This window comes from Litoribacter populi, from assembly GCF_007483685.1.
Classification (GTDB): Bacteria; Bacteroidota; Bacteroidia; order Cytophagales; family Cyclobacteriaceae; genus Litoribacter; species Litoribacter populi.
This window is the reverse complement of sequence record NZ_VMKN01000001.1, coordinates 2,729,926-2,745,538: the sequence shown is the minus strand read 5'-3', so window position 1 is coordinate 2,745,538 and position 15,613 is coordinate 2,729,926. Positions and strand designations below refer to the sequence as shown.

Below are 15,613 nucleotides of genomic sequence, written 5' to 3'. Positions count from 1 at the left end.
TATTTTCTGGGAATGGATTTGATTTGTGAAACAATAAATTCAATCCAGATGAAAACAATCTATACATTTCTCAGCGCACTATTTTTAATGGGTTTGGTAATCGCCCCGGCTTTTGGACAGCAGATCAAAGGGGTGGCCACTTATAAGACCTCTTCAACTGTCAAACTTCAAATGGACAGCAGCCGGATGAACCCAGAAACCATAGCTCAGATGCAGGCCCAGCTGCAAAAACAGATGCAGAAGGAATTTACCCTCACTTTTGACAATGTCAGCTCTTCCTGGAAAGAAGTGGAATCTCTAGGTGGTGGTCCGGCAACAGCTGAGGCGGGAGGAGCAAAGATTATGATCATGGATGGCAGCGGCAATGCGCTGCTTTATAAAAACACCCAGGAGGGCAAGGTGGAGCAGGGCACTGAGCTTATGGGTAAACTTTTTCTTGTCAAGGACGAGCTGCCGCAATATGAGTGGCAACTTACCGATGAAACCAAACAGATCGGTCACTATAACTGTCAAAAGGCGGTTTATCAGCGGGTAGCAGATTCCCGACAGTTTTCCCCCGGCATGAAGGAGATGGAAGTAAGTCAAGATACCATTAAAGTGGAAGCCTGGTATACCCCAGAAATCCCCGTAAGCCATGGTCCTGAAAATTATTGGGGTTTGCCAGGGTTGATCATGGAATTGAGCACTGGCAACCGCACCATGATCTGTAGCAAGATCGTGCTCAATCCCAAAGATGACGTCAAGATAGAAAGACCTAAAAAGGGCAAAGTAATCAACAGAGAGGACTTTCAGGCCCTTCAGCAAGAGAGGATGCAAGAGATGATGAACAAGTACCGTGGCGGTCAGGACGGGGAGAGGATGCAGATTAGGATAGGGGGGTAGAGGGAAGGACGAAGTACGAAGTACGAAAGGAAAAACCACTAATTCACTTAAAGTTGATATGAAGAAATTTTACCTAATTATCTGGCTACTTTTCGCCATTTCTTTAAAAGCCTCAGCCCAGCAGGTATCTTTTTACGGTGAGGTGCGGGACAGCGTGGAGAGTCCGGTGGCTTTTGCTAATGTGGTGGCGCTGAATCCGGAGAATCAGACCATTGCTTCCTTTGGTGTCAGCAGTGGGGAGGGGAAGTTTAAGCTGAACCTCAAGCAGGGAGAAAGTTATTTGCTACGGGTTTCCTATTTGGGATTTGCTCCCTATGAAAGAGAAATCCAGGCTTTGGAAAATGCCAAGGATCCTTTGATTGTTCATTTGGAAGCAACAGCCCTGGAGCTGGATGCTGCAGAAGTGGTGTATGAGATGCCGGTCACCATGCGGGGAGACACTTTGATCTATAAGGCAGATGCATTCGTAAATGGCCGGGAAAGAAAGCTAAAGGATGTGCTGGAAAAGCTACCCGGATTCGAAGTGGATGAAAATGGGGAGGTGAAAGTGCAGGGTCAGAAAGTGAACAAGCTAATGGTGGACGGCAAGGATTTCTTTGATGGTGATACTAAAATGGGTACCAAAAATATCCCCGCCAACGCCGTAGATAGGGTACAGGTGCTAAAAAACTTCAACGAGGTGGCACCGATGAGGGGGTTGGACAATGATGATAACCTTGCCCTAAACATAGAGTTGAAAGAGGGTAAGAAAAATATGGTGTTTGGGGACCTGACAGCAGGTGGTGGACCCGAACATCGCTATCTGGGGCATGTGAATGCATTTTACTACTCCCCCAAACTGAGTTTGAACCTGATAGCCGATGCCAATAACGTAGGCGAACTGGCCTTTACCATGCAGGATTATTTTAGGTTTAGCGGTGGACTGTCGGGTTTGGCTTCCAGGTCCGGCGGCACCGTTTCCCTGACTTCTGATGATATTGGCATCCCAATGGCGCAAAGAAACAATGCTGTGGATCTGCAGACCAAACTTGGGGCCTTGAATTTCAACTACCGTCCGGACCAGAAGTGGATGCATTCCGGTTTTGTCATTGGTTCCCATACCAATAACCGGTTGGCAAGCATTTCTCAACGGACTTACCTAAGGACAGAGGAAAACAACCAGGAAATATTGACTTCTAGCAATAATGTGGGCCAACAATCGGGGCTTTTTAAGTATTCTGCCACTTATACCCCAAGAGCTGAAACACATGTCAAATACAGTGCTTTTGGGAAGTTGGCCCAAATCAACAACCAAAACCTGCAGCAATCAAGGTTTGCGGATTTTGAAAACAGCATCCAAAACGGACTTCGACAACTGCCATATTCTTTGGAGCAGCAGTTGCAGGCCTTCTATACCCCGCAAGAAAAGCATGTTTTCAGCTTCGAGTCAGGATTTCAGGTAAAGATGCAAGACCCTTTGGTGGATTTGCTGACCACCCAAAGCCCGTTTAATGGGATCATTCCGGTGATTGATCATGAGCTTTTCCAGCTTTTTCAATTCAAGGAAATTTTTACTCGACGACAAGAAACTTTATTCAATTATTACCATATCCTTAATCCAAAAAACCACCTTAATTTTTCTCTGGGAAATCAATGGACGGGTCAAAGTATGGATTCTCGGATAGAACAGGTCTTGGCACCCAATGAGGTGGTGAAATTTGATCAGGATGCATTACTGAATGCGGTAGGATTCGATTTTCAGGATTATTTTGCTGGTATTTCATGGAAGAGCAGGTTCAAAAAACTCATATTTAGTCCAGGAGCCAACCTCCATTATTTTCGGTTGTCAGAGCAGCAGTTGGGTTCTGACAACCTGATGGAGCGTGTAATGCTTTTGCCTAACCTTTATGCTAAATACCAGTTTCGCAATACCCAAAGTCTAACCTTCAACTTCAAGACTGAAGCCAACTTCATGGATGTGCAACAGGTGGCTGAAGGCATTGTCATCCGGGATTACAATGCGCTCTTTGCTGGAAACCGTGGACTTGAAAATGGATTGTATCAACAGTACCAGCTGAATTATACCCATCACAATATGTTCAGCGCCTACACTGTTTTCGGGAACCTCAATTATCAGCGTAGGCTCAACGACATTGCCCCCACGGTGGACTTTATCGGTCTCGACAGGATCAACAGTGTGGTGAACGTGGAGCCCATCAACGAATCCTTCACAGGTATGCTGCAGGGAGACAAAAGGTTTGATAAATTCAGAATAAGGGGTTCGGCAAACATGACCGCCCTTTCCACGCACAACTTTGTCAATGAAGTAGCCAACCAAAACAGGTCCTTTACCCATAACTATACTGCGACATTTTTGACCACCCTTTTAACGAAGTTTGATCTGGAAGCCGGGTATGCTTTGACTTATAATTCCTATCGAAGTGATCAGGTGCAGAACAGTTTTGTCAATGAGCGGCCATTTGTCAAGATCCATTATTCAATTCTAAAAAGCCTGATGCTCAGTGCTGATTATGAGTACAACCGCTACCGCAACAAAGCCACCATGACCGATAGTACTTTTGATTTTCTGAATGTTTATCTGGCCTACCAGAAAAGCGGAAGCCCTTGGGAATTTAAAACTTCCCTGTTCAATGCCCTCAATACCCGCAGCATTCAGCGGGACAGCTTTAACGAGAGCATGATCAGTACGTTTGAATATTTTGTGCAGAAAAGGTATATGCTGGTGACGGTGAAGTATGATTTATAATCCATGCACATCTGCGAGCTTGCCGGTCCCTGAGCGAAGTCGTAGGGAAGCCGAAGGGCAAAAGTTTCCGCTTCTCGACCGCAGCGAAGCTCATACCTAGGACCTTACTAACTAAGTATAATTAAAGGTGCGAAGTCGGAGACATTCGCACAAGGGGATATCAGTAATGTGAACTATTCGTGCGAATTCAGAGACATCAGAATAAGAAGAGCCTAGTTTTCATTATCATTAGTACGGGCAGCTATATGGTGCCAATTAGAGTGAAATTTAGAAAGTTATTTGGGCTAGGGGGGGTGGAAAATGCAGAAATTGGTATCAATTATGCTAAACTATTTGGCATATGGAAAAAATAATTCGTCATAAATCTGGTCATACCATTACTTTTCAGGAAACCTCCGCAGAGACTTCGGGGGAATTGACGAAAATGAGGGTCAAATTGTACCCAACTTCTAACAACCCGCTTCATTTCCATAAGAGATTTACGCAACAGGTAATACCGGTCAAGGGAACAGTTTGTATCAAACTTAAAAATGGAGAAAGAAATTTTTTAAGTGATGGGGATACATTTTTTGCCGAAAAATTGATACCTCATTCCGTGATCAATCCCGGGGCAAGTCCTATTGAATATGAAGTTGTATGTAAGCCGGGGCAGCCCAATTTGGAAAAAGGGTATAGACTAAAGTTTGAGTTGGACAACCAAAACATCAACCCCACTTTACTGGACAGCTGGCTGCTATTGGACATGAGGGGAACCTATCCCATTGGATTGAGATATAAAATATTCAGTTTCCTAAAGAGATTTTTTCTGTTTAAATGGTTGCTGTACAAACGCCTACAGCAATTAGAGAAAAAAGTCCAAACCACATCGGCCTCTCAACGGACAGTTGTGATGACGGAGCAGATAGAAAAATGAATTTTGCAGGGCACCTGTGGTTCCGCTGTTCCCTTTCTTTCTATTGTGTTTCGATCTCGTTATAATTTAGTATTAACAAAGGGAAACTTCCATTGGCTAAGAGCCTTTTATAATGCCCAATTCCAGGCCTCTGAGCTCCGCCAGACCCCTCAGGCGGCCAATGGCTGAATAGCCGGGATTGGTGGTTTTGTTGAGGTCATCCAGCATCTGGTGGCCATGGTCGGGGCGCATGGGCAGTCGTCTGTCGGGGCGGTTTTGGAGGATTCTTTTCTTTTGCTCTTCCAGTATTGCCTTTACCACATTGTACATGTCCACGTCACCGTCTAGGTGGTCGGCTTCATAAAAGCTTCCATTGGTATCCCGGATAGTGCTGCGAAGGTGTATGAAATTGATCCGGTGGCCAAGGCGCCGCACCATACCGGGCAGATCGTTGTCGGGTCTGACTCCGTAAGAGCCCGTGCAAAAACACAGTCCATTATGGGGACTGTCAACTACAGCAAGCAGATCCAGGGCATCCTGCTCGGTGGAAACCACCCTTGGAAGGCCCAGTATTGGGTAGGGCGGGTCATCCGGATGGATAGCCATGAATATTCCCGACTCTTGGGCAACAGGGATGATCTGGGTGAGAAAGTAAGCCAAATTGGCCTTCAGGTCTGAAGCACTGATGTGGTTATAGGTATCCAGGGTTTGAAGGAAGTCCTCTAGGGTATAGCCTTCCTCAGCTCCTGGAAGTCCGGCAATGATATTGGTGACCAACAATTGCCTCTGCTCCCCCGAGAGACTTTGAAAATGTGCTTTGGCCTTTTGTTGTAGTTCTTCGGAATAAGTTGCCTCCGCACCGGGCCTTTTCAATATGAAAAGCTCAAAGGCTGCAAATGCCACAGCATCAAAACGCAAGGCTTTGGATCCGTCTTCCAGCTCAAATTCAAGATCCGTCCTTGTCCAGTCCTGCACGGGCATGAAATTGTAGCATACTGTGTCTATTCCGCATTTGCCCAAGTTTTGAATGCTTTGCTTGTAGTGGTCGATGTAGGTTTGAAATTTACCCGACCGGGTTTTGATATGCTCGTGGACTGGTATGCTTTCCACCACTGACCAGGTGAGGCCCACCCTTTCCAGTTCGCTTTTTCGTTTTTGGATCTCTTCTATTTCCCATACCTCCCCGTTGGGAATATGGTGGAGGGCGGTGACCACTCCGGTTGCACCGGCCTGCTTGATGTCCCAGAGGCTTACCGGGTCATTAGGGCCGTACCAGCGCCAGGTTTTTTCCATGCTCATAGATAGCTTGTTTTTAGGAAGGAAAGTTAAAATAGTTTTTGGCATTGTGGTAGCAGATGTCGCCGATGATCTTGCCCACCCACTTTTCATCAGTCGGAAGCTGTCCCTTTTCCATGTCTCTGCCAAACAGGTTGCACAAGATCCTTCTGAAATATTCATGTCTGGGAAAAGAAAGAAAGCTTCTCGAATCGGTCAGCATTCCAACGAAACAGGAAATCAGCCCCATGTTGGAAAGGGTGTTGAGCTGCCGCTCCATGCCGTCTTTCTGGTCGAGAAACCACCAGCCGGAGCCAAACTGGATTTTTCCTTTGACAGATCCGTCATTGAAGTTGCCGGTCATGGTGGCAAATACTTCATTGTCCCCGGGGTTGAGGTTGTACAGGATAGTTTTGCCCAACTGATCGGTGGAATCCAGCTCATTGAGGAAACCCGAAAGTGCATCGGCTTGCCCGAAATCTCCAATGGAGTCAAATCCGGTATCGGGTCCCAATTTTTTGAACAGGCGGCTGTTGTTGTTCCTAAGGGCACCCAGATGGAACTGCTGTGTCCATCCTTTGGTATGGTACATCCGGCAAAGCTCCAGAAGTGTTCTAAATTTAAAGTATGCTGTTTCTTCCAGGGTAGCGCTTTTTCCACTGAGCGCTTTTTGAAAGATCACATTCGGATCAGCCACCTGCCTAGAGAAATGTAAAAGGCTTTCCAGACCATGGTCGGCCAAGCGGCAATTGTTCAGATGGAAGAAATCCACCCGCTTTTGCAAGGCCTGCAGCAGGTCGTCGTAGTTTTTGATTTCAAATCCTGCCGCTTGAGAAAGTTTTGTAATGTAGTTGGTATAGGCAGTCTGTTCAATGCTAAATGCCTTGTCGGGTCTGAAAGCTGGGAACATTCTCAGAGTTGAGGTGGTGTTTTGGAATTGCCTATGGGCGGATAGATCATCGGCAGGGTCATCAGTGGTGCAGATCACCTCTACATTCATTTTTCGAAGCAGGCTTTGAGTGCTGAATTCCGGGCTGTTGGTCATTTCCGATGTGGTGCGATAGATATTCTGGGCATTTTCTGGGTTGAGCAAATCCTTGATGCCATAGTACCTCCTCAGTTCCAGGTGGGTCCAGTGATAAAGCGGGTTTCTTAGCGTATAGGGGACTGTAAATGCCCATTTTTCGAATTTCTCGGCATCAGTGGCATCACCTGTAATGTATTTTTCCTGTATGCCCAAAGTCCTCATTGCCCTCCATTTATAATGGTCACCTGAAAGCCAGATCTGGGAGATGTTTTCAAATAACCTATCTTGAAGAATGTCATCAGGGGGCAGGTGGTTGTGGTAGTCGATTATGGGCTGGTGTTTGGCAAAGTCATGATAAAGTTTTTTGGCAAATTCCCCCTCAAGGAGGAAATCCTCATCCATAAACCCTTTTCTGTTGCTAAAATTCATAACATCCATAGTAGTAGTTGTCGTTTAAGTAAGTTTACTGAATTCAACCTTCAGTTAGTAAGGAAAAGAGGCTTTTTCATAGAATCGATTCCCTACATGGTGATTTATATTTAACTTGGAACAGAAGAACCTATGTGTGAGGAGAAATCTTCCGTCTCCCGTCTTCGGTCTTTCTTAATAAAACTATACATGCCTGATATAAACATAAAATACCTTGCAAAAAAGCTGAAGCTTGCCCCATCAACTGTTTCCAGGGCTTTAAACGACAGCTATGAAATAAGCCAGGCCACCAAGGAAAGGGTAAGGGCTTTGGCCGATTCCCTTAATTACCATCCAAATCCCTATGCCCGGAGCCTCAGGGAGCAAAAGAGCAAGACCATAGCAGTGATCATCCCCGAAAGGATCAATAACTTCTTCGGTCAGGTGATTGACGGTATTGAGGACATTACTCAGCAACACGGCTATCACCTGCTGATCTACAATACCCGTGAGGAAGTGGAAACCGAACGAAGGATTGTGTCCTACCTCCTCAACGGCCGGGTGGATGCCATTGTGATGTCGATATCTGGACAGGCCTCAGACATTGATCATTTGAAATCCATTCACCAGAAGGGCCGTCCCCTGATATTTTTTGACCGTATTTGCCCGGAAATCCCCACCACCAAGTATATCACCAATGATTATGAAAGTGGGTACAATGCCACCAGCCATTTGATTGCAAAAGGCTGCAGGAAGATTTTCTTCCTCCAGCTATCCCAGGAACTCTCAATCGGAAAGGAGAGGCTAAGGGGATATCAGGAGGCACTCAATGCCAATGGAATTCCTTTTGAAAAGGATTGGATAGTTCCCTGCAGCCATTCCGATGAGGAAAATATCCAGTTACTTTCTGATATCTTGTACCAACTTGACCGTCCTGATGGGATCCTGGCCGCCGTGGAGAAGTTGGCCATCGCCACCTACCATGCGGTAGGGAAAACAGGCCTGAATATTCCCCACGACGTGAAGCTGGTGAGTTTTTCAAACATGAAAATTGCCGAACTGTTGGCCCCTCCCTTGACCACCATCTCCCAGCCGGCTTATGAAATCGGTTCGGAGTGCGCCAAACAGCTCATGGCCAAACTTAAAAACCAAAAACCTGCCTTGGAAGACAAGGTTATTACCTTGCCATCACAGCTCACGATAAGGGAATCTTCAGGAGGTTAAAGGGCAGATTGCTAGGTTCTCCTCCCAACCTGCAAGCCAGGCTCCCAACCTTTTTCATATTCCCTCGACCATAAAGCCTCGGCCTTGGGATTGTTCAATATGTGCCCGTTTGAGGGGTCACATTCGAAGTTTTCATTGACTCTTGAACTTATGTTTGCCAGATGGCAGAGCAGGGAGCTTTTGGCACCCTCGTCTATTGGTGAGTTGGGCCTGGCTTTGCCCCTGATGGCCTCGAAGAAGTTGACCACATGGTCGGTGCTGGTGTCTCCGCCGCCTCCGAGGTTGGTGCTGCCTTCCACACTTCCGGATTCCACTTCCCTGACCATTTTTCCGCTCCTGTCGAAGAGTTGGTATTTGCCACGGTCCACAAAGACAGAACCTTCAGTGCCGTAAATGACGGTACCCCGGTCAGCTCCGTAAGTTTTATAGTTGTTCCGGCTCTTGCCGTCCCATTCAATGGTCTTGTCATCCTCAAACTTGAAAGTTGCTTTCATGGTGTCGTACATGGTCCAGCCGTCGTCGACAAAATGGTATTTGCCGGAGTCCACCATGACCTTGTTGGGGAAATCGGTCTGAAGGGCCCATCTTGCCACATCCAGCTCGTGGGTGGCATTGTTGCCGGTTTCGGCAGTGCCGTAATCCCAACCGTACCAGTGCCAGTTGTAATCCCAGGTGTCGTGCATGTAAGGCTTTCTTGGAGCAGGGCCCTGGAAAAGCTCCCAGTCCAGACCTTCAGGTACAGGAGCCTCCGTGGCCACAGGTACCTCCCCACGGGCATTGGTGTAAAAGGCAGTGGCCAGATACGGGTTTCCTATCACTCCGTCGTGGATCTGTTGGATGATTTCAATGGTATGGTCCGAACTTCGTTGTTGATTGCCCATCTGGACTACTTTCCCGTGCTTTTTTTGGTATTCCACCAGCAATTCCCCTTCACGGGGGTTGTGGCTGCAGGGCTTTTCGACATAAACATGCTTGCCCGCCTCCATGGCCAGCCAAGAACCCGGGCCATGCCAGTGGTCCGGAGTGGCATTGATGATGGCATCTACCTCCTTGTCTTCGATGACTTTGAAAAAGCTGTTTTCCTGCTTCGGAGTGTAATCTATATGTTCGGCAAAATTGACGGCCGCTTTTTCTCTTTGGGATTTCATTACATCACAGAGGTAAAGGAGCCTGACATTGCTGCCATCCATGGCGATGGGCTGGTAAAAAGCCCCCAATCTTCTGCCAAGACCGATGATGGCTATGTTTAGCCGGTCGTTTGCACCCAGGATGTTTGCATAACTTTTGGCCGAAAAGCCCACTGCCCCCAAGGTGGAAAGGCCTACGGTGGCTAGTGAGGATTTTTTGATGAAATCCCGTCTTGATTTATCTGGTTTTTTCATGAGTTAATTAAAAGGTTTGATCTTAATATTTTTGAAGTGCACTTCATCGCCATGGTCCTGAAGCAATATATGTCCTTCTTCAGCCTCACCGAAATTTTCCCAGTCTTTATATTTGCTCTTGGCTACTAAGTCGCGAAACTCCTCCGATCCCCGGTTGTATTCAAGTACTTTGATGCCGTTCAGGTAGTGCTCCACCCTGTTGTCGGGATGGACCACGACCCGGCCCCTGTTCCATTCACCTATGGAATTGATGAAGCGGGGCTGCTTTTCGGCTGTGATCAGGTCGTACAAGGAGGCAAGGGTCCTGTTTCCGTCCCTTCCCATTTTGGCGTCAGGGTGCCTTTTATCGTCGAGGATCTGATATTCAAGACCAATGGCAGAACCTACATTTCCTTCTGTCAGGGTCACGAAATACTTTACTCCGCTGTTAGCGCCTTCGGTCATCTTGAAATCAAATGCCAGGTCAAAAGCGCTGTACTTTTCCTCAGTGACGATATCCCCGAAGTTGGTGGATTCTCCGCCGTCTGCAGCTTCCACCCAAAGCACCCCGTCTTCAATGTGCCAGCCCTCTTCGGGAAAGGACTCTTTATAGGCACCGATCCAGCCATCGGGGCTTTCACCGTCAAAAAGCAATTTCCAGCCCCAGTCTTCTTCATAATCTGTCAATTCATTGCGAAGGGTGCTGACTACAAACACTTCTTTGTCAAATGGTTTTGGGTTTAGATTTTTCGTTTGGATTCTGACATTCCGAAAATAGGTCTTGTTGCCTTCATCTTTTGGATCATTGATGCTGTGTACCTGAAGCCCGATATGACCCCTGGCGTCTTTGTCGTCCACGACGTAAGCCACTTCCTGCCCATTGATCCAGGATTTGATCTCATTGCCAATGGCTTCGATCCGGTAACTGTTCCATTCACCCATCTTGAATGCGGACTTGGCCTCTGGGTTGAGGTCCAAGGGATAGAGCCAGCCACGACGGGCTTCATCATAAAGACCGCCCGACCATGCCCGGTCAGTAGGGTCGGCCTCAATCTGGTAACCGTAGACAAGTCCACCTCCGTTTCTCCCTTCGGGGTCAAATTGCCCTCTGACCATTATACCGGAATTGCTGGAAAGGTCTTCGATTTTAAGATCCAGTTCTAGGATGAAATCACCATATTCCTCTTCTGTTATTAGAAAAGTGTTGGGAGTGTTGGCTTTGGCATAACCGATAATAACCTCATCGACTACTTCGAAATCAGCCTCTCCCATCACGGAATGCCAGCCCTCAAGGGATTGCCCGTCGAAAAGGGTTCTCCAGTTTGCTTTATCCTGTGGTGGGGAAGGAGCACAAGCTAAATACGTGAGGGAACAGGTACAAATAAGTGCCAGGTTTTTGAATGTTTTCATATAGGTAAATCTTGGGTTATCCTTAAAACGATTTTATAATTTAAGCCATTTGAGAGGAAAAACTCAAGAACCTGGAGGGTTTATTTACGGAAACGTTTGCGGGGCATTTATCCTTTTTAAAAAGAATGGTTCAAAAAGGAATAGAGGGTTTTTATAGATTTTTACGCTTATTTGGTTTTTTTCAAAAGGGGTGTTTTCACTTGCCTATACTTCTATTTGAAGGGAAAATCCTGGTTCAATAATTTCCTTTCCACAGGAAAGTTGATTACTTTATGTCCACATTAGCATAAAAAACTTACTCAGTTTGAAAAGAAGAGAGTTTATAAAAGCAGGGGCAATGTTATCCGCTGCATCAGTAATTGCTGTTCCTTGGGCGTCAGGTTTAACTATTGACGGGAAGGTATATAAAGTTGGCATAATAGGATATGGGGACCGGGGCTCCGGACTTCACCGGATCCTGGGGGAGATGCCTGAAAAATTCCAAGTAGTGGGCATCTGTGACAACCTGGATTTCAGGCTGGAGGACGCCAAAAAGGCTCATTCAGGAAAGTCCATTAAGTATTATAAAGATTACCGGGAGCTAGTGGAGCAAAAGGATTTGGATATTGTGGTGGTTTCCACTCCTCTGTCCTTTCACTACAACCATGCAAAGGCTGCCCTGCAGGCCGGGTAGCATCTGTATTTGGAAAAAACCATGACCTTTACCACGGACCAGGCTTTGGAAATCAGTCGACTGGCGAAGAAAAGGCCCAAACAGGTAGTTCAGGTGGGGCATCAATACCGGTATTCACCTTTATATTTTAGAGTAAAGCAAATGATAGACGACGGCTATCTGGGCAAAGTCACAGCTATAGATGCCCGCTGGGACCGAAACCATGACTGGAGAAGACCGGTCCAAGCCCCTGAATTGGAAAGGCAGATTAACTGGCGTATGTACCAGGATTATTCCGGTGGACTGGCCGCCGAACTGCTTTCTCACCAAATGGATTTTGTACACTGGGCATTTGATTGCCGGCCGACTTCTGTGTATGGGGTAGGTGGGATTGACCATTATAAAGATGGAAGGGAAACATTTGACAACATACAGCTCAGTTTGCGATACGAGGAGGAGGGAATGATCGGCAATTTCGGTGCGACTTGTTCCAATCAGCAGGAAGGCTACAGCTTTAAAATCAAAGGAACCAAAGGTATGGTTTCCCTGCTGATGGACGATGGCATATTTTATCCTGAAGAGGATATTAGGGCTGAACTTCAGGATGTGGATGGTGTTTCAGGCGCGACCAGACTAACCTGGACCGATAACAAAGCTGGGATAAAACTCACTGAAGGCACACTCAAGGACGGTACTTATTATGCCCTGGAGGATTTTTACAGTTGCCTTCAAGAGCAAAGGTTGCCGTATTCCAATGTTTTCAACGGTGGGGAAACGGCTATTGCGGTAGCGCTGGCCAATCAGTCCCTTTACAATGGCAAGGTGGAAAAGTGGCAGGGGAAGTTTGACCTGAGCTAAAATTCCAAGGTGCGTGCGGCTAATTGATTTATATCGAAAACGATTGCGTGGATTTTGAAGGAGTTTGTTTTAAAAGAATTATTTACCGGATACTTTTAGCTATGGCAAAGAAAGTGGTTACTTTGGGGGAAATCATGATGCGGCTTAATACGTCTGGAAATGACAGGTTTTCCCAAGCCCGACAATTAAGTGTTTTTTACGGAGGCGCAGAAGCCAATGTGGCGGTTTCCTTGGCCCGGTGGGGCTTGGAGGCAGTTCACGTAACTGCACTGCCCGACAACGCCATCGGGGAAGCTGCAGGGCGTGATCTGCAGCAGTTTGGTGTTTCCGTCGAACAGGTATTTTATATCCCGGGAAGAATGGGACTGTATTTCATGGAAACGGGCAGTATGCAACGCTCTTCCCAAATTATTTATGACCGCTTTAACTCTGCCTTCTCCAATTTTGGAGGAGAGGAAGTGGACTGGGACCGGGTATTTGAAGGCGCAGATTGCTTTCATTGGACGGGAATCACGCCGGCACTTTCCCGAAAGGCAGCTGATCTTACCCTAAAGGCTATAAAAGCAGCCTCGGCAAAAGGACTGCTGATAAGCGGAGACATTAATTATAGAAGAAACCTCTGGAACTTTGGAGTGGATCCTCTTGAGGTCATGCCGGAGTTGATCAGCTACAGCAATCTGATAGTAGCAGGAGCCACGGATTTGTATAATTGTCTGGGCATAGATGAAGAAGATTATGAAGTGGCCTGCAGGATGGCAATGAGCAAACATGCTGCTATAAAATTTATAACAAATACCGAAAGAAACCATATTTCTGCCACACATAACAAGCTCAGGGGGCAGTTATGGGACCGGGAAAATATGATGGTTTCCAAAACATATGACATGCCACAGATTGTGGACCGGGTCGGAGGTGGGGACGCTTATGTGGCCGGTCTGATCTATGGACTGCTCCATATGCGGTCAGATGAAGCTGTGGAATTTGCCACTGCTGCTGCGGTACTCAAACATTCTATTCCTGGAGACAAAAACCTGGCAAGCCTGGAAGAGGTACAGGATCTTGTAAAGGGAGAGAATGTGGGGAGGCTGTTGAGATAAAGAGTGTAGGAAATGGGACACAGAGTTTCACAGAGTTGAGTACGGAGTTTCACAGAGTCTCCTTCGCGGATAAAAAACAGGAGCGATAAAAGAGCTAAGCAAAAGAATAAGTACCCATGGAGGAAAAGAATCAGGAGATATTAAAGGCAATGAAGGAGACGGGGATGGTGCCGGTGTTTAACCATCCGGATTTTGAGGTGGCCAAAAAGGTTTTAGATTCGGCTTATAGTGCGGGGGTAAGGGTTTTTGAATTCACCAATAGGGAGGAAAACGCTCTGGAAGTATTCAGGCAGCTGAAGATTCATGCATCCCAGTACGGAGGTCTCTTCCTAGGGATAGGTACGATTTTCACCTCGGTGCAAGCAAAAGAATTTATAAATGCTGGAGCGGATTTCGTGGTATCACCCGCTTTGGTTCCCCAAGTGATCATTGCATGCAAAGAGGCCGAAGTTCTGTCTATCCCCGGCTGTGCGACTGTCACAGAGGTATTTCATGCTACGGAATTAGGGGTAAATATGGTAAAAGCTTTCCCAAGCGACTTGCTCGGGCCGACATTTGTCAAGTCCGTACTTTCTGTAATGCCCGATGTCAGGATTATGCCCACAGGTGGAGTGGCACCTGCTTTCCCCCTTTTGGAGGAATGGTTCCACTCCGGAGTGCATTGCGTGGGGATGGGCTCACAGCTTTTAAAAAAGGAGTATATTAAAGACGAAAAATACGGGGCATTGCAGGAAGCCATATCAGGTTGCCTGGATATGATCCGGCAGATCAGGAGGGAAGGAGAATGTTTAACATGAACCAACGCTTCCTTCTATTCTTCCTTCTGATTTTGATCTGCGGCTGCCGGCAGAAAGATGCTGTCAGGGTGATCAAGATGGGACACGGATTGGGAACATCACACCCTGTACATGAAGCGATGGTGTTTTTGGCCGAAAGAGTGGAGAAAAAGTCTGCAGGACAAATGCAGGTGAAAATTTACCCAAACCAGCAATTGGGCACAGAACGTGAACTGATGGAACTCCTTCAGATCGGGAGCCTGGGCATGACCAAGGTCAGTATTGCGGTCATGGAAAGTTTTGCGCCCAAATTGGAGATGTTAAGCCTTCCTTATCTTTTTAGAGACGATGAACACAGGCATAATATCCTGTTCGGGGAAATTGGAAAAAGGCTTTTGCTGGAAGGGGAGGATTACTGGTTGAGAGGCCTGACTTTCTATGATGCAGGCAACAGGAGTTTTTACACCAAAAATGGACCCGTGGAAAGCCCTGATAATCTCCGTGGGAAAAAGATCAGGGTAATGGAAAGCAACCTGGCCTCCTCCATGGTTAAAAACTTTGGAGGTTCTCCCACTCCTGTATCTTACGGGGAGCTTTATACAGCCCTGCAGCAGGGAGTAGTGGACGGAGCGGAAAACAACCCCCCGAGTCTTTTTACCTCAAGGCATTACGAAGTCTGCAAGTACTATTCAATCAATGAACATGTGGCCACACCGGACATTGTGCTGGTGAGTACCAAGATTTGGAACAGACTTTCTCCTGAAGAGCAAAACTGGCTGCAGGAGGCCGCCGAGGAGTCTGCCGTCTACCAGCGGAAAATATGGGCTGAAGCCACCTCCCATGCCCTGAAGGAAATGGAAAAGTCAGGGGTGACCATCACCTACCCGGACCAGGAACCTTTCCGTTCTGCTGTGGAACCTATTTACCACTCTTTAGAGAATTTCCAACCGCAACTCTTTGATCTAATCCAAGAAATCAGAAATCATCCTTAAGTTTTACGTAGAG

At 46.8% G+C, this 15,613-nt stretch carries 13 protein-coding genes; 9 read left to right on the top strand and 4 right to left on the bottom strand.

What is annotated here, in order from left to right; genetic code table 11:
• Positions 1 to 48: 48 nt before the first annotated feature.
• From FPL27_RS11850 to FPL27_RS11840, 3 genes are all read left to right on the top strand, one after another.
• Positions 49 to 882: a GLPGLI family protein gene (locus FPL27_RS11850; RefSeq protein WP_185974362.1), complete on the top strand. Its 834-nt coding sequence runs from the start codon at positions 49 to 51 to the stop codon at positions 880 to 882.
• 58 nt (positions 883 to 940) lie between these two features.
• On the top strand, positions 941 to 3,628 hold the full coding sequence (locus tag FPL27_RS11845) for a carboxypeptidase regulatory-like domain-containing protein (RefSeq protein ID WP_143961292.1): 2,688 nt from the start codon (positions 941 to 943) through the stop codon (positions 3,626 to 3,628).
• 340 nt (positions 3,629 to 3,968) lie between these two features.
• A complete protein-coding gene (locus FPL27_RS11840) occupies positions 3,969 to 4,541 on the top strand; it encodes a cupin domain-containing protein (protein WP_143961291.1) in 573 nt (190 codons plus the stop codon).
• 96 nt (positions 4,542 to 4,637) lie between these two features.
• Here the strand turns inward: FPL27_RS11840 and uxuA are convergent, their stop codons facing one another.
• Complete coding sequence (uxuA, locus tag FPL27_RS11835) at positions 4,638 to 5,819, bottom strand: mannonate dehydratase (RefSeq protein WP_143961290.1); 1,182 nt, start codon at positions 5,817 to 5,819, stop codon at positions 4,638 to 4,640.
• Between the two features lie 13 nt (positions 5,820 to 5,832).
• A complete protein-coding gene (gene uxaC, locus FPL27_RS11830) occupies positions 5,833 to 7,251 on the bottom strand; it encodes a glucuronate isomerase (RefSeq protein ID WP_235893425.1) in 1,419 nt (472 codons plus the stop codon).
• 189 nt (positions 7,252 to 7,440) lie between these two features.
• On the opposite strand from uxaC, the gene FPL27_RS11825 reads away from it, so the two are divergent.
• A complete protein-coding gene (locus FPL27_RS11825) occupies positions 7,441 to 8,454 on the top strand; it encodes a LacI family DNA-binding transcriptional regulator (RefSeq protein WP_143961288.1) in 1,014 nt (337 codons plus the stop codon).
• An 11-nt stretch (positions 8,455 to 8,465) separates the two neighbouring features.
• On the opposite strand, the gene FPL27_RS11820 is transcribed toward FPL27_RS11825, so the two are convergent.
• A complete protein-coding gene (locus tag FPL27_RS11820; RefSeq protein ID WP_143961287.1) occupies positions 8,466 to 9,836 on the bottom strand; it encodes a Gfo/Idh/MocA family protein in 1,371 nt (456 codons plus the stop codon).
• A gap of 3 nt (positions 9,837 to 9,839) precedes the next feature.
• Positions 9,840 to 11,225, bottom strand: a complete 1,386-nt coding sequence (locus FPL27_RS11815; RefSeq protein ID WP_143961286.1) for a 3-keto-disaccharide hydrolase — start codon at positions 11,223 to 11,225, stop codon at positions 9,840 to 9,842.
• Between the two features lie 304 nt (positions 11,226 to 11,529).
• Here FPL27_RS11815 and FPL27_RS20050 point away from each other — a divergent pair, with 304 nt between their 5' ends.
• From FPL27_RS20050 to FPL27_RS11795, 5 genes are all read left to right on the top strand, one after another.
• On the top strand, positions 11,530 to 11,898 hold the full coding sequence (locus FPL27_RS20050; RefSeq protein WP_235893424.1) for a Gfo/Idh/MocA family protein: 369 nt from the start codon (positions 11,530 to 11,532) through the stop codon (positions 11,896 to 11,898).
• A 21-nt stretch (positions 11,899 to 11,919) separates the two neighbouring features.
• On the top strand, positions 11,920 to 12,735 hold the full coding sequence (locus FPL27_RS11810) for a Gfo/Idh/MocA family protein (protein WP_235893423.1): 816 nt from the start codon (positions 11,920 to 11,922) through the stop codon (positions 12,733 to 12,735).
• 101 nt (positions 12,736 to 12,836) lie between these two features.
• Entirely contained in the window at positions 12,837 to 13,832 is a 996-nt protein-coding gene (locus FPL27_RS11805; RefSeq protein ID WP_143961285.1) for a sugar kinase, read from the top strand.
• Positions 13,833 to 13,948: 116 nt separating this feature from the next.
• Positions 13,949 to 14,629 carry a beta/alpha barrel domain-containing protein gene (locus FPL27_RS11800; RefSeq protein ID WP_143961284.1) on the top strand — a complete coding sequence of 227 codons (681 nt, stop codon included), beginning with the start codon at positions 13,949 to 13,951 and terminating at the stop codon, positions 14,627 to 14,629.
• Complete coding sequence (locus FPL27_RS11795) at positions 14,626 to 15,600, top strand: TRAP transporter substrate-binding protein (protein ID WP_143961283.1); 975 nt, start codon at positions 14,626 to 14,628, stop codon at positions 15,598 to 15,600. The genes FPL27_RS11800 and FPL27_RS11795 overlap by 4 nt, the downstream gene beginning before the upstream one ends.
• Positions 15,601 to 15,613 lie beyond the last annotated feature (13 nt).

Excerpts from the sequence above, each read along its gene's own strand:
- FPL27_RS11850 (WP_185974362.1), top strand. The coding sequence starts at position 49 with ATGAAAACAATCTATACATTTCTCAGCGCACTATTTTTAATGGGTTTG.
- FPL27_RS11845 (WP_143961292.1), top strand. The coding sequence starts at position 941 with ATGAAGAAATTTTACCTAATTATCTGGCTACTTTTCGCCATTTCTTTA.
- FPL27_RS11840 (WP_143961291.1), top strand. The coding sequence starts at position 3,969 with ATGGAAAAAATAATTCGTCATAAATCTGGTCATACCATTACTTTTCAG.
- uxuA (WP_143961290.1), bottom strand. The coding sequence starts at position 5,819 with ATGAGCATGGAAAAAACCTGGCGCTGGTACGGCCCTAATGACCCGGTA.
- uxaC (WP_235893425.1), bottom strand. The coding sequence starts at position 7,251 with ATGAATTTTAGCAACAGAAAAGGGTTTATGGATGAGGATTTCCTCCTT.
- FPL27_RS11825 (WP_143961288.1), top strand. The coding sequence starts at position 7,441 with ATGCCTGATATAAACATAAAATACCTTGCAAAAAAGCTGAAGCTTGCC.
- FPL27_RS11820 (WP_143961287.1), bottom strand. The coding sequence starts at position 9,836 with ATGAAAAAACCAGATAAATCAAGACGGGATTTCATCAAAAAATCCTCA.
- FPL27_RS11815 (WP_143961286.1), bottom strand. The coding sequence starts at position 11,225 with ATGAAAACATTCAAAAACCTGGCACTTATTTGTACCTGTTCCCTCACG.
- FPL27_RS11810 (WP_235893423.1), top strand. The coding sequence starts at position 11,920 with ATGACCTTTACCACGGACCAGGCTTTGGAAATCAGTCGACTGGCGAAG.
- FPL27_RS11805 (WP_143961285.1), top strand. The coding sequence starts at position 12,837 with ATGGCAAAGAAAGTGGTTACTTTGGGGGAAATCATGATGCGGCTTAAT.
- FPL27_RS11800 (WP_143961284.1), top strand. The coding sequence starts at position 13,949 with ATGGAGGAAAAGAATCAGGAGATATTAAAGGCAATGAAGGAGACGGGG.
- FPL27_RS11795 (WP_143961283.1), top strand. The coding sequence starts at position 14,626 with ATGAACCAACGCTTCCTTCTATTCTTCCTTCTGATTTTGATCTGCGGC.